The following is a 16,774-nucleotide window of genomic DNA, read 5'->3' on the forward strand; positions in this document are numbered from 1 at the left end:
TGGTAAAACAATATTTAACTTTACCAAAGTCTAAATAACTATCAGATTACTACTCTTATTTGATCTAGTAACTTGATAAATTTATTATACGAGGAAAATAGATGAAAGAAAAACTAAAAAAATATCTAAAAGAGATAATATTTTTTATTGTTTCTTTAACAATTATACTAAATATAGTTAGCTATTATAGATCTCTTGATTTAAATAAAGAGAAACTATCTATAAAGAGTTTTAAGCTACTAAATAATCAAACTTATAATATATCTAAGGACAAACCTATTATTATTCATTTTTGGGCGACATGGTGTCCTACTTGCAAAATAGAAGCACCAAATATACAAAGACTTTCAAAAGATTATGAAGTTTTAACTATAGCAGTACAATCAAGAAATAAAGAAAATATAAAACAATACTTGAAAAATAACGAATTAAGCTTTAAAGTAGTTGATGATACAGATGGCTACTTCTCAAGAAAATTCAATATTAAAGCCTTTCCTACAACACTAATTTATGATAAAAATAAAAATCTAAGATTTAGTGAGGTAGGATATACTTCAACTTTTGGATTATTTGCAAGACTATGGTGGATTGATTAAAAAAACTATAAATCGTAAACCATAGCTATTTCTTCACAAATTGGGAAATGCTTACATCTAATACAATCAGCCCAAATTTTATGTTCTGGAATATTCTCTTTTTCTATTTTTTTAAAGCCTAAACTTTCAAAAAAACCCTCTTCATAAGTTAAAGATAAAATTTGTTCTAAATCATATTTTTTACCCTCACTTATACAAGCTTCAACAAGTTTTTTACCTAGCTTTAAACCTCGAAAATCTTTTGAAACAATTAAACTTCTAACTTCTGCTAATCTACAAGAGTGAATATGCAAAGCAGTAAATCCAGCTAGTTTACCATCAACACTAACAACAGTGTATGACCTAATTGTATTTGCCATTTCATCTTCGGTTCTTAGTAAAATCTTACCACTTTCAACTTCTGGTTTTACAAGCTCTTGCATTTGTATAATATGCTTAACTGTTGGTTTAAAAAATTTGATTTCCAAATAAATGCTCCGTAATTGCATTTTGAAGATCCATCATCCCTCTTTTTTTCAAATTTGAGATAAAAATACCCTCAGGATATGCTCTTTTTAATTTTGCTAAATCATTCTGTTTTAATTTATCTGTTTTTGTAAATGCATGAATAATCTTTTGATCTCCTCTTTTTATAAGATCTAAAAATTCATCAACATTTTTATCAATATCCAATGTTGTATGTCTTGAATCTATTAAATGTACAAAAACTTGTAAACAAGGTCTCTCTTCTAAATAACCTGTTAAGTTTTTATTCCAATCTTTTTTCAAACCTTTTGATACTTTTGCATAACCAAATCCTGGTAAATCAACAAATCTTGCAAAAAGATAAGGTAACTCTTCACTTTGCGTTTTAAACTTAATATCAAAATAGTTAATAAGCTGAGTTTTCCCTGGTGTTGAAGAAGACTTAGCTAAACCTTTTCTATTTGTTAAAGTATTTAATAAAGATGATTTTCCTACATTACTTCTTCCAAGAAAAGCAACTTCTGCCATATTTGGAGTTGGTGAATCATTTATGCTTTGTGCCGAAGTTAAGAATGTTGCTTCAACTATTTTCATTATTTATCAGCCTTTTTCTCATTTTTATCTTCAATATTAATAATAAATCTTACAGGTTTATTATCTGTTCCACTAACTTTTGCTTCACCTGTTACTTGATTGATATAAATTATATTTCCATAAATTTTTCTATCTTCAATTTTTTCTTTAATAAAACCATTTCCATAAATTTCATACTGTTGTTTACTTGGATAATAAATAACTTTATCACCTTTACCCTCATAATGTTTATCTTGAGAAATAATTTCAAAAGTCACTTTTCCTGTTGCTACATACTTTAAAGGAGTTCTTTTTTTAGTAGAAGATTTTGCAGACATATAAACATCAAGCCTGTCTGAATTTAATCTATCTTTTTCTTTTTTCAATTTTACATTACCTGTAAAAACTGATATTCCTTTTGCATCGTTTGCTTCAAACTTTTTTGCATCTATTATTAATTTACCCTCATTTGCCATTAGTGTTAAAGTAGCTAAAAAAGTTAAAAATAAATATTTCATTTTAATCCTTGTTATTTTGTTGTTTCTATTTCAAAATGTGAATTTTTTGCTTTGATAATCTCTTTTTTCATATCCAAATACAAATTTTTCCCATCAATTTTATGATTATAATAAGTTCCTTTAAAAGGAACACTATTTTTTGCTATTTGTGTTTTTTCATTATAATAAAGTTCTTGTGTATCTAAAGAGATAAAATCATTTCTTCTAAATTTAACATCATCTAAAAAAGTAAAATCTTCATTTTTTTTAATTATTACATTTGCACTTATGTAATCAGTTGCATTTTCTATCTTTTTATCATTTGCTTTTAAAATAAAATCACCCTCATACATAATATCTTTTGTTTTATATCTTGAAACTTTTTTTGAATTTACTATTTTTGTTGTTGTTTGTTCATTTAAAGTGTACATAGTTGAATCATTAAAAGTTACTAATGGTATATCTTTTTCATCTAAACTACTATCAACCTTATCAATAGGAATAAAATAAACCCCAATTGCAACAATTAAAAGTATATAAGTAAATGCTTTTATAACCATGAGTTTATGAACTCCTGCTCAATATTGTCTTTTTTTACTATATACTCTATCATCTCTCTAATAGCTCCATTACCACCACTATTTTTACAAATAACATCAACAAAATCTTTTAAATAGTGTGTTCCATTAGAAGGCGTAAATGAAAGCCCTACTTTTTTTAGCATTTTAAAATCATTTAAATCATCACCAATTGCAGCAACTTGATTCCAAGATAAACCCTCTTTTTTTAAAATCTCAGTTAATACTTCATCTTTATTATGGATGTTTTGATAAAGATACTCAATTTGCAAATCAGAAGCTCTTTTTTCTACTATTTTAGATGTTCTTCCTGTAATTATAGCAACTTTTTTTCCTAGTTTTTTACTCCATGTTGCAATAGCTAAGCCATCGGCTACATCAAAAGCTTTTAACTCATCACCACTATTTGTATAAATTATTTTTCCATCTGTTAATGTTCCATCAACATCTAAAACAATTAGTTCAATCATAAAATACCTTTAGTACTAGGAATACCAATTTTTTCATTTTTAACCATTGCTCGTCTAAGGGCAACTGCAACTGCTTTAAATGCTGCTTCAAGAATATGGTGCTTATTCTTTCCTCTTTCATAAACTATATGGCAAGTAAGTCCAGCATTCATAATAAATGCATGAAAAAACTCTTCTGCAAGCTCTACATCAAACTCACCTACTTTTTCAGTTAAATTTATATCATATACTAAAAAAGGCCTGTTACTTAAATCAAGAGCACATGAAACAGCTGCTTCATCCATAACAACAGTTGCATTTCCATATCTTTCAACTGCTTGTATTGGAAAAATTGCTTCTTTTAAAGCTTTACCTAATACAATACCACAATCCTCAACACTGTGATGAAAATCAATATGCAAATCACCCTTACAAGTTAACTCTATATCAATTCCACTATGTTTACTTAGTGCTTCTAACATATGATCAAAAAAACCAATACCAGTTTCTATTTTATTTATACCACTTCCATTAATATTAAGTTTACACTTTATATCAGTTTCTTTTGTTTTTCTACTTAACTCAACCATATTTTCTCCCTATTGTGCAATAATCATAGCACCACTAATTCCAAGTTTTGTTTTAAAATCAATGGCTTCCTCTTCACTTCTAAAACCACTTACCCAAACTCTATTTATAGGTGCATTATCATAATACCCATCTTTTATTACTACTGTATAATTATTCCCAATAATATTTTCAAATTTTCTTTTTGTTATTTTTGCACCAGAAAGATTTCTAAATGCCCCAACTTGTACAAAATATCTTCCAACAGACATAGTTTCATTTTTCTCAGATGTAGTTTGTGCAATTTTTCCATGAAAACCTAAAACAGTAATTTTAACTCTTGCTGTTCCTTTTTTTACCATATCAACCGCATGAGCAGCCTTATTTGATAAATCAATAATTCTTCCAGTTACAAAAGGTCCTCTATCATTAATTCTAACAACCGTTGACTTTCCATTTTCAAGATTATTAACTTTTACCATTGTATTCATAGGTAAGGTTTTATGTGCTGCTGTCATAGCATACATATTATAAGTTTCACCATTTGATGTTTTCTTAGCATGAAAATTTGGACCATACCAAGAAGCTATACCATCTTGTTCATCTCCTACTTTTGCCAAAGTTGGATAATACCATTTACCAGCAATTTGATAAGGTCTCATAGTAGCTTTATGCATAGCTTTTGAGTTTCTCATTTTCTCTTTTGGAATTGATTTGTAACCTGAATAGTTATTTGAATTTCCATAAGAATAGTTTTGATTACTAAAAGATGAAAAACAACCAGTGAACAAAAAAGTTGCACTTAAAATAACACCATTTTTAAAAAACCTATTTTTTAATAACAATTTTATCTCCAATATTTATAAAATTTGATTTTAATTCATTATCACTCATTAGTTTTTTTAAATCAATATTATATTTTCTGGCAATTGAGTATAAAGTATCCCCATTTTTAACTTTATATATAAGTGTAGTTTTAGTATTTGCTTTTGCTAATCTTATATTACTACTATTAGATTTATTTGAACTAATAGGAATAATTAGTTTTTGTTTCAAAGATAAAATATTTGTGTTTAATTTATTAAAATCTTTAATAATTTTATATGAAATATTATATTTATTACCAATTTTATGTAAAGAGTCGCCTCTTTTAACTATATATACTAAATACTTACTATCTTTAATTAGATTTTTATTTGCTTGATATCTAGCAAGTCTACTATAAGGAATATATATATCATAAGTTTTTTCATATGGAGGTACTATTTGTAATTTTAAATGCTTATTTAAATTTTTAATCTCTTCATAATCAATCCCAACTGCTGTTGAAATTGACTTTAAATGTAAACCACCTTTTACAGGTATAGTTGCAACAGAAGAAGTAGCACCTATATTTAAAAGATGGGCATTGTCATTTTCTGTAATAAAACTTTGGTTATTCATCATACCAAGTGCAATAATTTTTCTAATATACATTCTACTTTCACTTGGAATATATTGTCTTGTGATATTTTTTTGAACTCTTAAGAAATCATCAATATCTAAAGAAACATCCCAATCTTTAATTTCTTTATAAACTCTATTTAATTTATAAAAAGGCTCTCTTCCTCTTTGATAAGAGTAGATTGTATGTCTAAATTCTTGAATTTTACTACTATTTTTTTCTTTTGGATTTTCTTGTACATATTTATCAATTGTAGCTCTAGTAATTGCTTCAATTACTCTTCCCTCACCACAATTATAAGCAAGTGCAGCTAAATACCACTTGTCAAATCTTTTATGCAAATATTTCAAATATTGTGTTGCTGCTTTTGTTGATTTAACAAGATCCATTCTTTCATCAACATATAAATTAATATTTAAATCAAAATGTTTTCCTGTTTCTGACATAAACTGCCAAATACCAGTTGCCTTTACATTTGATTTAGCATCAATAGTAAAATCAGACTCTGCCATTGCCATATACAAAAAAACAGAAGGTATCTCTTCTTCTCTTAATATCTTTTTGATTTTAGGTACAAACAGTGATGCATCACTTAATTTTCTTACATAATTGTTTTGATTATGTTTTCTTAATAAATTATTATATGTTTTTTGAAGTTTATAATCTGTAATAAAAGAGGATTTAATTTGTAAATCCTCTAATATTTGCATGTCTCTTTGGTTATAATTAGCTCCTATTAAAGAAGCCCATGAGTAATTTACTAATATAAATAAAAATATGACTAACTTATACAAATACATTCCTAATTGTTAAAATAGCATATATTTTATCTAATTTATATTAGAGAACTCCTTAAATAAAGTTTTAGCATTATGTGTAGTTAAAGTTTTCACTTCATCAACTTCCATCTCTAAAAGTTCAGCTATTTTTTCAACTACATAGTTTGTATAAGATGGTTCGTTTCGTTTTCCTCTAAAAGGATGTGGAGTTAAATAAGGGCCATCTGTTTCTACAACAATTTTTTCTTTTGGAATTTTACTTAAAACTTGAACAAGTTTTCTTGCATTTTTAAAAGTTAAAACTCCTCCTATTCCAAAATAAAAATTTTCATTAGCTAAACTTAAAAGTTGTTCATCTGCATTAAAACAGTGTAAAACTCCACCAACTTTACCTGCATTATTATCTAATAATATTTTTTTTGAATCATTTGAAGCATTTCTTACATGAACAATAAGAGGTTTATTAACTTCTGTTGCAAACTGTACTTGCTTTGTAAATACCTCTTTTTGTCTTTTTATCTCTTCTTCTTTTTCATTTTCATCTTCAGGGAGTCTAAAATAGTCTAGACCACATTCTCCAATAGCAATACATTTTGGGTGAGTAACATATTTTTTAAGTACTTCTTCATCATAATCTTTTGCATCATAAGGATGTACTCCTACAGAAAAAAATACCTCATCATACTGTTGTGCTAATTCAACAGCTTTAGGTAAATCTTTTGGATCTGCACCAGGTATTAAAAAACCTTTTACATTTGAATCTAATGCATTTGCTATTACTTCATGTACATCTTGACAATACATTTCATTATCAAGATGGCAATGTGTATCAATTATTATGATAGGAATCTCTTTTCAACAAGATTTATGATTGCATTAATATCTTGAATATCCTCACCCTTAATCCAAGCATCAACTCCAAAGTTTTTAAATGCATCATAATCACTATCATCATCAATTACTGCAATTGACACATATTTTTCTTTACAAGCTTCATGTTTATTCTCTTCAAAATCAAAAATAGAGTTAATATCTAAAATTGCAATATCTGCTTTTTGCGTAATTCCACTATCATAATGTTCTACACTGTGCTTACTATCTATTAAAGAATCATCTACATCACAAAATGTTACTATATTCATAACTACTCCCTGTTTTCTTATACTTTTACTATTCTATCAAATAAAAAATTAAAATATTACAAGATATACCTTGCAGTATCTTCATTTTCAACAATATCCTCTAGTTTTTTCTCAACTAAATCTTTGTCAACTATAATAGTTTCACCTTTTTTCTCATCTGCACTAAAACTAATATCTTCAATAACTTTCTCAATTACAGTATGAAGTCTTCTTGCACCAATATCTTCAGTTTTCTCATTTGCAGTTACTGAATATTTGGCAAAAGCATGAATTGCATCATCACTAAACTCTAATGTTACATCTTCAACTTTTAATAATGCCTCATATTGTCTTAAAAGAGAATTTTTTGTATTAGTTAATATTTTATATAATGCATCTTCATCTAATGAGCTTAATTCTACTCTTAAAGGAAATCTTCCTTGAAGTTCAGGAAGTAAATCACTTGGTTTACTAACATGAAATGCTCCAGCAGCAATAAATAAAATATGATCAGTTTTAACTTGCCCAAACTTAGTTTGAACAGAACTTCCCTCAACAATTGGAAGTAAATCTCTTTGAACACCCTCTTTTGAAGGATCTTGATTTTGAGATTTTGTTCCTGTAGCAATTTTATCAATTTCATCTAAAAATATGATTCCACCATTTTCAGTTCTTTTAATTGCTTCAATTTTTATAGCTTCATGATCAAGTAGATTCTCACTTGCTTCATCTCTTAATAAAACCCTTGCATCTTTAATTGTTACTTCTTTTTTAACTTTTTCTTTATTTAGTCCGCCTAACATTTTAGAAAGACTCTCTTGCATTGAGCTCATATCCATTGGCATTGAAGAATCAATTATTTCAACATGTGTTTTCTTAGGAAGTTCAATCTCTATTTTTTTATCATCTAAAGCACCACTTAATAATTTTTCTTCCATTTTATTATATGTTTTAATAAATGACTCTTTTGCAGTTTCAGTTGCAGTTTCTGGTAAAGGTGGAACAAGTTTTTCTATTATTTTTCTATTAACTTCTCCATCAATTTTATCAACAATTTTTTCTTCATACTCTTTTGTTACTAAATTTATAGATTCATAAACTAAGTCTCTAATCATAGATTCAACATCTCTACCTACAAATCCAACTTCTGTATATTTACTAGCTTCAACTTTAACAAATGGCAATCCCATCATCTTAGCTAATCTTCTAGCAATTTCAGTTTTCCCAACACCTGTACTTCCTATCATAAGAATATTTTTAGGCATTATCTCTTCTTGAAGTACTGGTTCAACTTGCATTCTTCTAAATCTATTTCTTAATGCTAATGCAATTGTCTTTTTTGCGTCATCTTGTCCAATAATATAATCATCAAGATACTTAACTATTTGTTTAGGAGTTAAATCCATACTATACTATTCCTCTATTGTTAAAATTTTAATATTTTGATTTGTATAAATACATAATTCACCTGCAATCATCAATGATTCTTTTACTAAATCTTGTGCAGGTAAACTTGCATGTTTATCTAAAGCCCTTGCAGCAGAGATTGCAAAATTTCCACCACTTCCAATTGAAGCAATTTTTCCATCTTCTGGCTCTACTACATCACCATTTCCACTTAAAATAAAAATATGATCTTTATTTAAAACAATCATCATTGCTTCTAATCTTCTTAAAACCTTATCTTTTCTCCAAGCTTTAGAAAAAGCAATTACTGCTTTTAACAAATCACCTTTTGTAGTTTGTAAATGCTCTTCAAACATATCAAAAAGATTGAAAGCATCAGCTGTACTACCTGCAAAACCTGCTAAAATTTTCCCATTATATAAAGTTCTAATTTTAGTAGCATTACCTTTTAAAACAGAATTACCAAAAGTAACCTGTCCATCTCCACCAATTACGGCTTCTTTTTCACCTTTGTAGGCTAATATTGTAGTTGCTTCAAACATTAACTACTCTCCTATAATGTCAACTTTTAAAGTTGCATGAACAGCATGACCTAATTTACAATCAACTTCGTAAATACCAGGTGCTTTTATTTTTTTATCTAAAGATATATTTTTTTTATCAATTTCAATTTTAAACTCTTCATTTAAAGCTTCGCTTATCTCTTTATTTGTAACTGAACCTATTAGATGTCCATTTGCACCAGCTTTATGTTTGATTGTTAATTTTGTAGAATTTAAAGTTTCTGCTAATTTCTTAGCCTCATCAATTTCTATAGCTATTTGTTCTTGCTCTCTTTTCTTTTGTGCTTCATATTTTCTTATTACATCGTTCGTTGCATGTAAAGCAAGACCTTTACCAATTAAGAAGTTCTTTCCGTATCCATCTTTTACTTCTTTAACTTCACCTGCTTTACCTAAACTTTTTACATCTTTTGTTAATAAAACTTTCATAAAATATCTCCATATAAATAAATAGTTAATATTCTACAATAAGTTTAATGAAGTGAATATAAATGATAAGAATAAATATTAAAATTATAAGTTTTAAAATTTTAGACAAATAAAAAAAGAGAATAAAGTACATGTTTGACACTTTATTCTCTTTTTTATTTTGATTATAATATAAAAATTATACTCTTGATATTAACTTGCAATATCAAGAGTGTTTCTCAAATTTTCTCTAATACTTCTTTTTTTGACATAATTGTTTAATCCAATATGATTACTATAACCTAAAAGTTTTGCAATTTTTCTTACTGATAAACCAACAGATAATAACTCTTCTATTTTTTCTCTTTGATTATCAAATTTTGATTTTTGAATTGTACCTTTTGGTTTTCCAAGATGAGCACCTTCTAATTTTTTTGCAGTAAGTGCTTCTTTAGTTCTAATACTCATAAGCTCTTTTTCAAGTTTTAAAGTCATAGAAATTACACCTAAAATCATCTGAGTTAACATGTCATTATCATCTATTAAATCTAAATTTTGTTTTATTACAATTATTCTAATTTTATTACTTAATAAAAATTTAACTATCTCTAAAATTGTTTCAACTGTTCTTCCAAAAACATTTAAATCTGCAACTAATAAAGTTGATTTACTTTGAGAATTTTTTAGAAAATCTAGCATATTTTTTTCATCACTTGGAGTATTGATTTCTATTTCAATAGTTTGATAAATTTTAATATTTTGTTTTTTTATATACTCATTTAGAACATCATTTTGTTGTTTGGTATACACCTCATTATTTTTATTTATTCGAACAAAACTAAAAATTTTAGACACTTTAAATCCTTTTACAATAAGTATTATTATAAATATATAATTAAACATTTTGTTATATTTATAATATTTTTTGTTATACGAAATGTTATTACAGTTTTGATAAAACAAAGCTTAACTAAGCCTTTAAAAATAGCTTTTTTATTGGCTTTTACTAAAATAGTTATACAAATATATGTTATACATTTTGAAAAAAATAAATTGGCAAATCTTTACACCTCCTTTGAGTTTTTTATTATTTATTTTTTTTTGATTTGCAATAAAGTAAAAGTTAGATAAAATCTTTTCTTAATAAGATAATTCTTAAAGGATTTGTATTGAAATTAACTGTTGCCATTACTGGTGCTAGTGGAGCAAGTTTAGCTCTTAAATTTGTTGATAATATTCCTGAAAATGTAGAGGTGTTTTTAGTAGCTTCAAAAAGTGCAAAAATTGCTTTAAAGCTTGAAGAAGATATCTCTATTTCTAATTATTTCAAAGATAAAAAAAACTTAACAATTTTAAATGATAGTGATATTTCAGCTTCAATAGCTTCTGGTTCATTTGGTATAGATAAAATGATAATTTTACCCTGTTCTATGAATACTCTTGCAAAGTGTTCTATTGGAATTTCAGATAGCTTAATAACAAGAGCTTTTACAGTAATGCTTAAACAAAAAAAAGAGATAGTTATTGCACCAAGAGAGATGCCTTACAATACAATCATCTTAGAAAATATGCTTAAATTATCCCAATTAGGAGTAATTGTTGCTCCTCCAAGTTTGGGCTATTATTCAAGTCAACAAACTTTAGAAGATATGGAATACTTCTTAATAGGAAAATGGTTTGATTTATTAGGAATTGATAATAATTTATACAAAAGATGGGAATAAATATGCAAAATAATGAAAAAACAAATAATGGCGGAACATATAAAAAAGCTATTTATAGTGGAACTTTTGATCCAATAACAAATGGTCATATGGATATTGTAAGAAGAGCTACAAGTATCTTTGAAGAAGTAGTTGTAGCTGTAGCAAAAAGTGAAAGAAAAAATCCAATGTTCTCCCATGAACAAAGAGTTAATTTTGCAAAAGAAGCAACAAAAGATCTTGAAAAAGTAACTGTAATTGGTTTTGATACTTTACTTGTGGAGCTTGCAACACAAATGAAAATAAATACCATAATAAGAGGATTAAGAGCAGTTAGTGACTTTGAATATGAATTACAAATGGGATATGCAAACTCTTCTATAAACAAAGACTTAGAGACTCTTTATCTTATGCCAACTTTAAAAAATGCTTTCGTTAGCTCTACAATTGTTAGAGAATTGATTATGTTTAATGGAAGCTTTTGTCATCTTGTACCAAAAGAAGTATTAAAATGTATGTAGTAATTGAAGGAATTGATACAGCAGGAAAATCTACGCAATTAGAGATTCTTGCTAAAAAATATAATAATGCAGTATTTACAAAAGAACCAGGAGGAACACCAATTGGTTCAAAATTAAGACAAATGGTTTTAACAGGAGAAGCAAACTCTAAGCTTGCTGAAATGTTCTTGTTTTTAGCAGATAGAGCTGAGCATATACAAGAAGTAGTGTTAAAAAATAGAGATAAAATAGTTATTTCTGATAGATCAATGATATCAGGTATTGCTTATGCTCAAAACTTACCTTTAAAAACAGTGATAGATTTAAATCTTATTTCAACAAATAATGTCTTGCCAAGTCATGTGATTTTATTAAAACTATCAAAGCAAGAGCTAGAAAATAGACTTTCACAAAAAGAGCATGATTCTATAGAAGCAAGAGGAATTGATTATTTAATAGATATTCAAAATAGAATGGAAAAGACAATAAAAGAATTAGATTTAAATTATATTTTTATAGATGCAAGTTTAAGTATCGAAAAAATTTCAAAAGATATAGAGGATTTTTTAAATGAGTAAACAAAATATGATACAAAGCCTAAGAGGCATGAAAGATATTTTAGATAATGACAGTAAACTATTTACTTATTTTTGCGAAAATGCTGCAAAGATAGCAAAAAATTATGGTTTTGAATATATAGAGACACCTATTTTAGAAGAAACAGCCCTTTTTAAAAGAAGTGTTGGAGAAAGCTCTGATATTGTAAATAAAGAGATGTATCAATTTATTGATAAGGGTGAAAATGATGTATGTTTAAGACCTGAGGGAACAGCAGGAGTTGTAAGAAATTTTATTCAAAACAAATTTGATAGAGCTGGTGGAGTTAAAAGATGGTACTATCACGGACCTATGTTTAGATATGAACGACCTCAAAAAGGTAGATTAAGAGAGTTTCACCAATTTGGAGCAGAAGTATTTGGTGTTAACTCTGTTTATGAAGATGCAAATATCATCATGATGTTAAAAGATATTTTAGAGTTTTTTGGTATCTCTTATAAACTACAATTAAACTCATTGGGATGTAAAGAGTGCATGCCTCCTTACAAAGAAAATCTTATTGCACACTTAAATAGTTTTAAAAATGAACTATGTGAAGATTGTAATAAAAGAATAGAAACAAACCCAATAAGAGTTCTAGATTGCAAAAACAAAAAGTGTCAATCTTTACTTATAAATGCACCTAAAATTACAAATAATTTATGTAGTTCTTGTGATATAGATTTTGAAAAATTAAAAGAGATTTTAGATTTTAATAATATCTCTTATGAAGTAGATAGCAATCTTGTTAGAGGATTAGACTACTACTCTAAAACTGCATTTGAATTTGTAAGTGATGAAATAGGTGCACAAAGTGCAATAGCAGGTGGTGGAAGATATGATAGATTAGTTGAGTTTTTAGGAGGAAGGGAAACTCCTGGAATTGGATTTGCTATTGGTATTGAAAGATTACTTGAATTAGTTAAAGTAAAAGAATCAAAAGAAGATATATATTATATTGGTGCTTTGCATGAAGAGGCTTTAAATCAAATCACAAAGTTAAGTAATATAAAAAGAAAAACCAATCAAACCTTTATGGAGTATACCCCAAGAGGCTTTGGAAAACATTTCAAATTAGCAGAAAAAGTAAATGCCAATATTGTTGTGTTAGTTGGAGAAGATGAATTGAAAGATAATACTATTTATATGAAAAATATAGATACTAAAGAAGAAACAAAAATAAAACTTGAGGATTTTTAATATTGAATAATTTTGGAATTGATATTTGGAGTAATAATAATTTTATTATTGAAGAGGGAGAATTAAAACTTAACTATAAAAATAAACCCTCACTAATTTCGTTAGTAAATAGCATAAGAAAAAAAGACTATAAAGGTCCTTTACTTTTTAGGTTTCCACACTTAATTGAAAAACAAATAGATAGGCTTTATGATACATATACAAAAGCCATTAAAGAGTACTCTTATAAAGGCTCATTTAATGCTGTGTTTCCTTTAAAAGTAAATCAATACCCTACTTTTGTAAAGCCTTTAATTAAAGCTGGAGAAAAACACAAGTATGGTTTAGAAGCAGGAAGTAAAGCTGAACTTTTTATTGCAATGACTTACAATAAAAATGCACCAATTACAGTAAATGGATTTAAAGATAAAGAGATGATTCATTTAGGTTTTATTGCTAAAAAAATGGGTCATAATATAACTTTAATTATTGAAGGTTTAAATGAACTTGAAACAATAATTGATGTTGCAAAGGAAACAAAACTTCAACCACCTAATATAGGAGTTAGAGTAAGACTGTTTAACAGTGGAAGTGGCGCATGGGCAAAATCAGGTGGAATTGATTCTAAATTTGGCTTAAGCTCAACTGAGATTCTTGAAGCTTATGATCAATTAGAAAAAAATGACCTTTGCGAATATTTAACAATGATTCATTTTCATATTGGATCATCTATGAATAGTATCAAACCTTTAAAAAATGCATTAAAAGAGTCAGGTCACATTTATGCAGAACTAAAAAATCTAGGAGCTACTAATTTAAGTGCTATTAATATTGGAGGAGGACTTGCTGTTGAATACTCTCAATTTAATAGAACAATTAACTACTCTTTACATGAATTTGCAAGTGATGTAATCTTTACTCTTAAAAATATTGCTAAACAAAAAGGCGTAGAAGAACCAAATATTTTTACAGAATCTGGAAGATTTATATCTGCATCTAGTGCTGTTTTAATAGCTCCTGTATTAGAACTCTTTTCAGCTGAATATGAAGCAGCTCATTTAAGATTAAAGAAGAAAAATCCTCCTTTAATTGAAGAGCTTAATGAACTATATAAAGATATGAAAAAGAAAAATGCACTAGAGTATATGCATGATAGTATTGATCATCTAGATTCACTTTTAAAACTATTTGATTTAGGTTATATTGATTTAGAAGATAGATCAAATGCTGAAATTTTAGCAAACCTAATAATAAAAAAAGCTATTTCATTTTTAGAAGTTGATGATTATGAAGAGCTAAAAAGAATTGACAATAAAATTCAAGAGAAATATTTATTGAATTTCTCAATTTTTCAATCATTACCTGATTTTTGGGGAATAAAACAAGAGTTTCCAATAATGCCAATTACACATTTAGACAAAAAACCAACTAGAAGTGCTTCCATATGGGATATTACTTGTGATAGTGATGGTGAAATTGAATTTGATCCTAATAAACCTTTATATTTACATGATGTTAATTTGGATGAAGAAGAGTATTTTATAGGGTTTTTCCAAGTTGGTGCATATCAAGATGTATTGGGAATGAAACATAACTTATTTTCTCACCCAACAGAGGTAAATGTACTTTTTAATGAAAATGATGAAGTTGAATTAGAGCATATTATAGAATCACAAAAAATTATTGATATATTAGAAGATATTGATTATGATACAGATGAAATTAAAGCTATATTAAATGAAAAACTAGATAAAGATATTTATAATATATTAGAAAAATATTTATATGATAATTCATATTTAAAGACAACTTGGAGTTAATATGACGAAACAAAATGAAGAAGAGTTATCCCTTTGGAAATTAATCAAAGAGGATTTCTCTGTCCCAAAACAAAATGATCCTGCGCTTCAATCAAGCATAGAACTTTTTTTTAATTATCCAGGAGTTTGGGCAATAATAAATTATAGAGTTGCAAATGCATTACACAAAAAAGGTTTTAAAAGACTTTCAAGGGTGATTAGTGGAATATCTACTTTTTTAACAAAAACAGATATTCACCCTGGATGTCAAATAGGAAGAAGAGTATTTATAGACCATGCAATAGGTGTTGTAATAGGTGAAACTACTATTGTTGAAAATGATGTACTTATTTATCAAGGAGTGACTCTTGGTGGAGTATCATTAAATAAAGGTAAAAGACATCCAACTATTAAATCTAACTCTGTAATTGGTAGTGGAGCTAAAGTTTTAGGAAATATAACAATAGGCAAAAACTCAAGAATTGGAGCAAACTCAGTTGTTATATGCGATGTACCAAAAAACTCTACAGCAGTTGGAGTTCCTGCAAAAATTATCAAAAGAGATGATAAAAAATGCAAATTATCTCACAATGACTTACCAGATATCAATAAAGAAATGTTTGATTATTTACTAAAAAGAGTTGCAGTACTTGAAAATGCAGTAAAAAAATACGAAGGTATTGATTTAAGCAGTGAAGATAAAGATCTTGAAGATATTTACGAAAGATTTATTCAAGCAATGAACTCAATAAAACAATAAAATGGTAGAGTTATTAGCATTAGGAACACTAACTGGATTTGTTTCTGGTTTTTTTGGTGTTGGTGGGGGTATGATTCTTGTTCCTTTATTAATCGTTTCAGGTTTTGAAATGAAAGCTGCAATTGCAATATCAATTACGCAAATGGTATTTAGCTCAATTTTTGGAAGTTTCTTAAATATTAAAAAAAATGCTAAGGTTCTAAAAGATGGTCTATTTATAGGCATTGGAGGGATGCTTGGTGGCTTTTTTAGTGGATATATAGTTTCAAAATTTTCAAATGAATTTTTACAATATCTATTTATATGTATTGTTATTTTTTCAATTATGAAAATCTTTTTCTCTCCTGCTGAACCTATAAAAGAAGAAAGGACACAAAATAAGCTTATTCTTATTGTAATTGGTTTTTTTATAGGTTTAATAGCAATGAGTATTGGAGTTGGTGGCTCTGTTATATTAACTCCAATTTTAGTAGGATTTATGCACTATAGCCTAAAAAGAGCAACTGCATTAGGACTATTTTTTGTGGTATTTTCCTCAATTGCTGGATTTACTTCCCTTTGGATTCATGAACAAATATTACTAACAGAGGGTGCAATAGTTGGTATTGCATCACTTTTAGGTGTTTATTTTGGAATAAAAATAAAAACTTTTATACATTCAAATTCATATAAAAAATATATTTTACTTTTATACATAAGTGTGTTATTTATGATGATTTACAAAACAATATAAAAACTTGAGAGAAAAGTAACTTTTTTTCTCACTTGTTTGATTATATACTACTAAAC

22 protein-coding genes are annotated in these 16,774 nt (G+C 27.2%); 8 read left to right on the forward strand and 14 right to left on the reverse strand.

Going from position 1 to position 16,774, the window contains the following annotated elements; genetic code table 11:
• Window positions 1–101 precede the first annotated feature (101 nt).
• Window positions 102–596, forward strand: a complete 495-nt coding sequence (locus tag ACTCCZ_RS07725; protein ID WP_079579880.1) for a redoxin domain-containing protein — start codon at window positions 102–104, stop codon at window positions 594–596.
• Between the two features lie 5 nt (window positions 597–601).
• Here ACTCCZ_RS07725 and ACTCCZ_RS07730 read toward each other — a convergent pair whose 3' ends face one another.
• The 14 genes from ACTCCZ_RS07730 to ACTCCZ_RS07795 form a co-directional block, all read right to left on the reverse strand.
• Window positions 602–1,063: an N-acetyltransferase gene (locus ACTCCZ_RS07730; protein WP_079579881.1), complete on the reverse strand. Its 462-nt coding sequence runs from the start codon at window positions 1,061–1,063 to the stop codon at window positions 602–604.
• Window positions 1,044–1,655 (reverse strand): ribosome biogenesis GTP-binding protein YihA/YsxC, encoded by a 612-nt coding sequence (gene yihA / locus ACTCCZ_RS07735; RefSeq protein WP_079579882.1) that lies wholly within the window; start codon window positions 1,653–1,655, stop codon window positions 1,044–1,046. The genes ACTCCZ_RS07730 and yihA overlap by 20 nt, the downstream gene beginning before the upstream one ends.
• Window positions 1,655–2,152, reverse strand: coding sequence for an LptA/OstA family protein (locus ACTCCZ_RS07740; protein ID WP_079579883.1), 498 nt, complete (start codon window positions 2,150–2,152; stop codon window positions 1,655–1,657). The genes yihA and ACTCCZ_RS07740 overlap by 1 nt, the downstream gene beginning before the upstream one ends.
• 11 nt (window positions 2,153–2,163) lie before the next feature.
• Window positions 2,164–2,691, reverse strand: a complete 528-nt coding sequence (locus ACTCCZ_RS07745; RefSeq protein WP_079579884.1) for an LPS export ABC transporter periplasmic protein LptC — start codon at window positions 2,689–2,691, stop codon at window positions 2,164–2,166.
• Window positions 2,682–3,179 (reverse strand): KdsC family phosphatase, encoded by a 498-nt coding sequence (locus tag ACTCCZ_RS07750; RefSeq protein ID WP_079579885.1) that lies wholly within the window; start codon window positions 3,177–3,179, stop codon window positions 2,682–2,684. The genes ACTCCZ_RS07745 and ACTCCZ_RS07750 overlap by 10 nt, the downstream gene beginning before the upstream one ends.
• Window positions 3,176–3,748, reverse strand: a complete 573-nt coding sequence (hisB, locus tag ACTCCZ_RS07755) for an imidazoleglycerol-phosphate dehydratase HisB (protein ID WP_079579886.1) — start codon at window positions 3,746–3,748, stop codon at window positions 3,176–3,178. Before hisB ends, ACTCCZ_RS07750 begins: the two co-directional genes overlap by 4 nt.
• A gap of 9 nt (window positions 3,749–3,757) precedes the next feature.
• Window positions 3,758–4,570, reverse strand: a complete 813-nt coding sequence (locus ACTCCZ_RS07760) for a septal ring lytic transglycosylase RlpA family protein (RefSeq protein ID WP_416202248.1) — start codon at window positions 4,568–4,570, stop codon at window positions 3,758–3,760.
• A complete protein-coding gene (locus ACTCCZ_RS07765) occupies window positions 4,554–5,963 on the reverse strand; it encodes a lytic transglycosylase domain-containing protein (protein ID WP_159445749.1) in 1,410 nt (469 codons plus the stop codon). The genes ACTCCZ_RS07760 and ACTCCZ_RS07765 overlap by 17 nt, the downstream gene beginning before the upstream one ends.
• A 36-nt stretch (window positions 5,964–5,999) precedes the next feature.
• Entirely contained in the window at window positions 6,000–6,797 is a 798-nt protein-coding gene (locus ACTCCZ_RS07770) for a TatD family hydrolase (RefSeq protein ID WP_322853529.1), read from the reverse strand.
• Window positions 6,785–7,090: a hypothetical protein gene (locus tag ACTCCZ_RS07775; RefSeq protein WP_079579889.1), complete on the reverse strand. Its 306-nt coding sequence runs from the start codon at window positions 7,088–7,090 to the stop codon at window positions 6,785–6,787. The genes ACTCCZ_RS07770 and ACTCCZ_RS07775 overlap by 13 nt, the downstream gene beginning before the upstream one ends.
• A 56-nt stretch (window positions 7,091–7,146) precedes the next feature.
• A complete protein-coding gene (gene hslU / locus ACTCCZ_RS07780; protein WP_079579890.1) occupies window positions 7,147–8,475 on the reverse strand; it encodes an ATP-dependent protease ATPase subunit HslU in 1,329 nt (442 codons plus the stop codon).
• A gap of 6 nt (window positions 8,476–8,481) precedes the next feature.
• The gene (gene hslV, locus ACTCCZ_RS07785) at window positions 8,482–9,018 is read right to left on the reverse strand and encodes an ATP-dependent protease subunit HslV (RefSeq protein WP_079579891.1); all 537 of its coding nucleotides are present in this window, start codon (window positions 9,016–9,018) and stop codon (window positions 8,482–8,484) included.
• Between the two features lie 3 nt (window positions 9,019–9,021).
• Window positions 9,022–9,468 carry a 50S ribosomal protein L9 gene (rplI, locus tag ACTCCZ_RS07790; RefSeq protein ID WP_079579892.1) on the reverse strand — a complete coding sequence of 149 codons (447 nt, stop codon included), beginning with the start codon at window positions 9,466–9,468 and terminating at the stop codon, window positions 9,022–9,024.
• Window positions 9,469–9,660: 192 nt separating this feature from the next.
• Window positions 9,661–10,302, reverse strand: coding sequence for a recombinase family protein (locus ACTCCZ_RS07795; protein WP_079579893.1), 642 nt, complete (start codon window positions 10,300–10,302; stop codon window positions 9,661–9,663).
• Between the two features lie 314 nt (window positions 10,303–10,616).
• Between ACTCCZ_RS07795 and ACTCCZ_RS07800 the strand changes: the two genes are divergently transcribed.
• From ACTCCZ_RS07800 to ACTCCZ_RS07830, 7 genes are read left to right on the forward strand one after another with little or no spacing between them, the layout of a single operon-like run.
• Entirely contained in the window at window positions 10,617–11,171 is a 555-nt protein-coding gene (locus ACTCCZ_RS07800) for a UbiX family flavin prenyltransferase (RefSeq protein WP_079579894.1), read from the forward strand.
• Between the two features lie 2 nt (window positions 11,172–11,173).
• On the forward strand, window positions 11,174–11,671 hold the full coding sequence (gene coaD, locus ACTCCZ_RS07805; RefSeq protein WP_079579923.1) for a pantetheine-phosphate adenylyltransferase: 498 nt from the start codon (window positions 11,174–11,176) through the stop codon (window positions 11,669–11,671).
• A complete protein-coding gene (gene tmk, locus ACTCCZ_RS07810) occupies window positions 11,662–12,228 on the forward strand; it encodes a dTMP kinase (protein WP_079579895.1) in 567 nt (188 codons plus the stop codon). The genes coaD and tmk overlap by 10 nt, the downstream gene beginning before the upstream one ends.
• Window positions 12,229–12,235: 7 nt before the next feature.
• Window positions 12,236–13,447: a histidine--tRNA ligase gene (hisS, locus tag ACTCCZ_RS07815; protein ID WP_079579924.1), complete on the forward strand. Its 1,212-nt coding sequence runs from the start codon at window positions 12,236–12,238 to the stop codon at window positions 13,445–13,447.
• Window positions 13,448–13,449: 2 nt separating this feature from the next.
• On the forward strand, window positions 13,450–15,246 hold the full coding sequence (speA, locus tag ACTCCZ_RS07820; RefSeq protein ID WP_228145342.1) for a biosynthetic arginine decarboxylase: 1,797 nt from the start codon (window positions 13,450–13,452) through the stop codon (window positions 15,244–15,246).
• Window position 15,247: 1 nt separating this feature from the next.
• The gene (gene cysE / locus ACTCCZ_RS07825) at window positions 15,248–15,985 is read left to right on the forward strand and encodes a serine O-acetyltransferase (protein ID WP_079579897.1); all 738 of its coding nucleotides are present in this window, start codon (window positions 15,248–15,250) and stop codon (window positions 15,983–15,985) included.
• A gap of 1 nt (window position 15,986) precedes the next feature.
• Window positions 15,987–16,718: a sulfite exporter TauE/SafE family protein gene (locus ACTCCZ_RS07830; protein WP_079579898.1), complete on the forward strand. Its 732-nt coding sequence runs from the start codon at window positions 15,987–15,989 to the stop codon at window positions 16,716–16,718.
• Window positions 16,719–16,774 lie beyond the last annotated feature (56 nt).

The sequence above is a fragment of the Malaciobacter sp. genome (assembly GCF_055140965.1).

What these genes read in the sequence shown, in the direction of transcription:
- yihA (WP_079579882.1), bottom strand. Translation starts at nt 1,655, where the DNA reads ATGAAAATAGTTGAAGCAACATTCTTAACTTCGGCACAAAGCATAAAT.
- hisB (WP_079579886.1), bottom strand. Translation starts at nt 3,748, where the DNA reads ATGGTTGAGTTAAGTAGAAAAACAAAAGAAACTGATATAAAGTGTAAA.
- ACTCCZ_RS07750 (WP_079579885.1), bottom strand. Translation starts at nt 3,179, where the DNA reads ATGATTGAACTAATTGTTTTAGATGTTGATGGAACATTAACAGATGGA.
- ACTCCZ_RS07745 (WP_079579884.1), bottom strand. Translation starts at nt 2,691, where the DNA reads ATGGTTATAAAAGCATTTACTTATATACTTTTAATTGTTGCAATTGGG.
- cysE (WP_079579897.1), top strand. Translation starts at nt 15,248, where the DNA reads ATGACGAAACAAAATGAAGAAGAGTTATCCCTTTGGAAATTAATCAAA.
- rplI (WP_079579892.1), bottom strand. Translation starts at nt 9,468, where the DNA reads ATGAAAGTTTTATTAACAAAAGATGTAAAAAGTTTAGGTAAAGCAGGT.
- ACTCCZ_RS07775 (WP_079579889.1), bottom strand. Translation starts at nt 7,090, where the DNA reads ATGAATATAGTAACATTTTGTGATGTAGATGATTCTTTAATAGATAGT.
- hisS (WP_079579924.1), top strand. Translation starts at nt 12,236, where the DNA reads ATGATACAAAGCCTAAGAGGCATGAAAGATATTTTAGATAATGACAGT.
- coaD (WP_079579923.1), top strand. Translation starts at nt 11,174, where the DNA reads ATGCAAAATAATGAAAAAACAAATAATGGCGGAACATATAAAAAAGCT.
- ACTCCZ_RS07830 (WP_079579898.1), top strand. Translation starts at nt 15,987, where the DNA reads ATGGTAGAGTTATTAGCATTAGGAACACTAACTGGATTTGTTTCTGGT.
- ACTCCZ_RS07740 (WP_079579883.1), bottom strand. Translation starts at nt 2,152, where the DNA reads ATGAAATATTTATTTTTAACTTTTTTAGCTACTTTAACACTAATGGCA.
- hslV (WP_079579891.1), bottom strand. Translation starts at nt 9,018, where the DNA reads ATGTTTGAAGCAACTACAATATTAGCCTACAAAGGTGAAAAAGAAGCC.
- hslU (WP_079579890.1), bottom strand. Translation starts at nt 8,475, where the DNA reads ATGGATTTAACTCCTAAACAAATAGTTAAGTATCTTGATGATTATATT.
- tmk (WP_079579895.1), top strand. Translation starts at nt 11,662, where the DNA reads ATGTATGTAGTAATTGAAGGAATTGATACAGCAGGAAAATCTACGCAA.
- ACTCCZ_RS07725 (WP_079579880.1), top strand. Translation starts at nt 102, where the DNA reads ATGAAAGAAAAACTAAAAAAATATCTAAAAGAGATAATATTTTTTATT.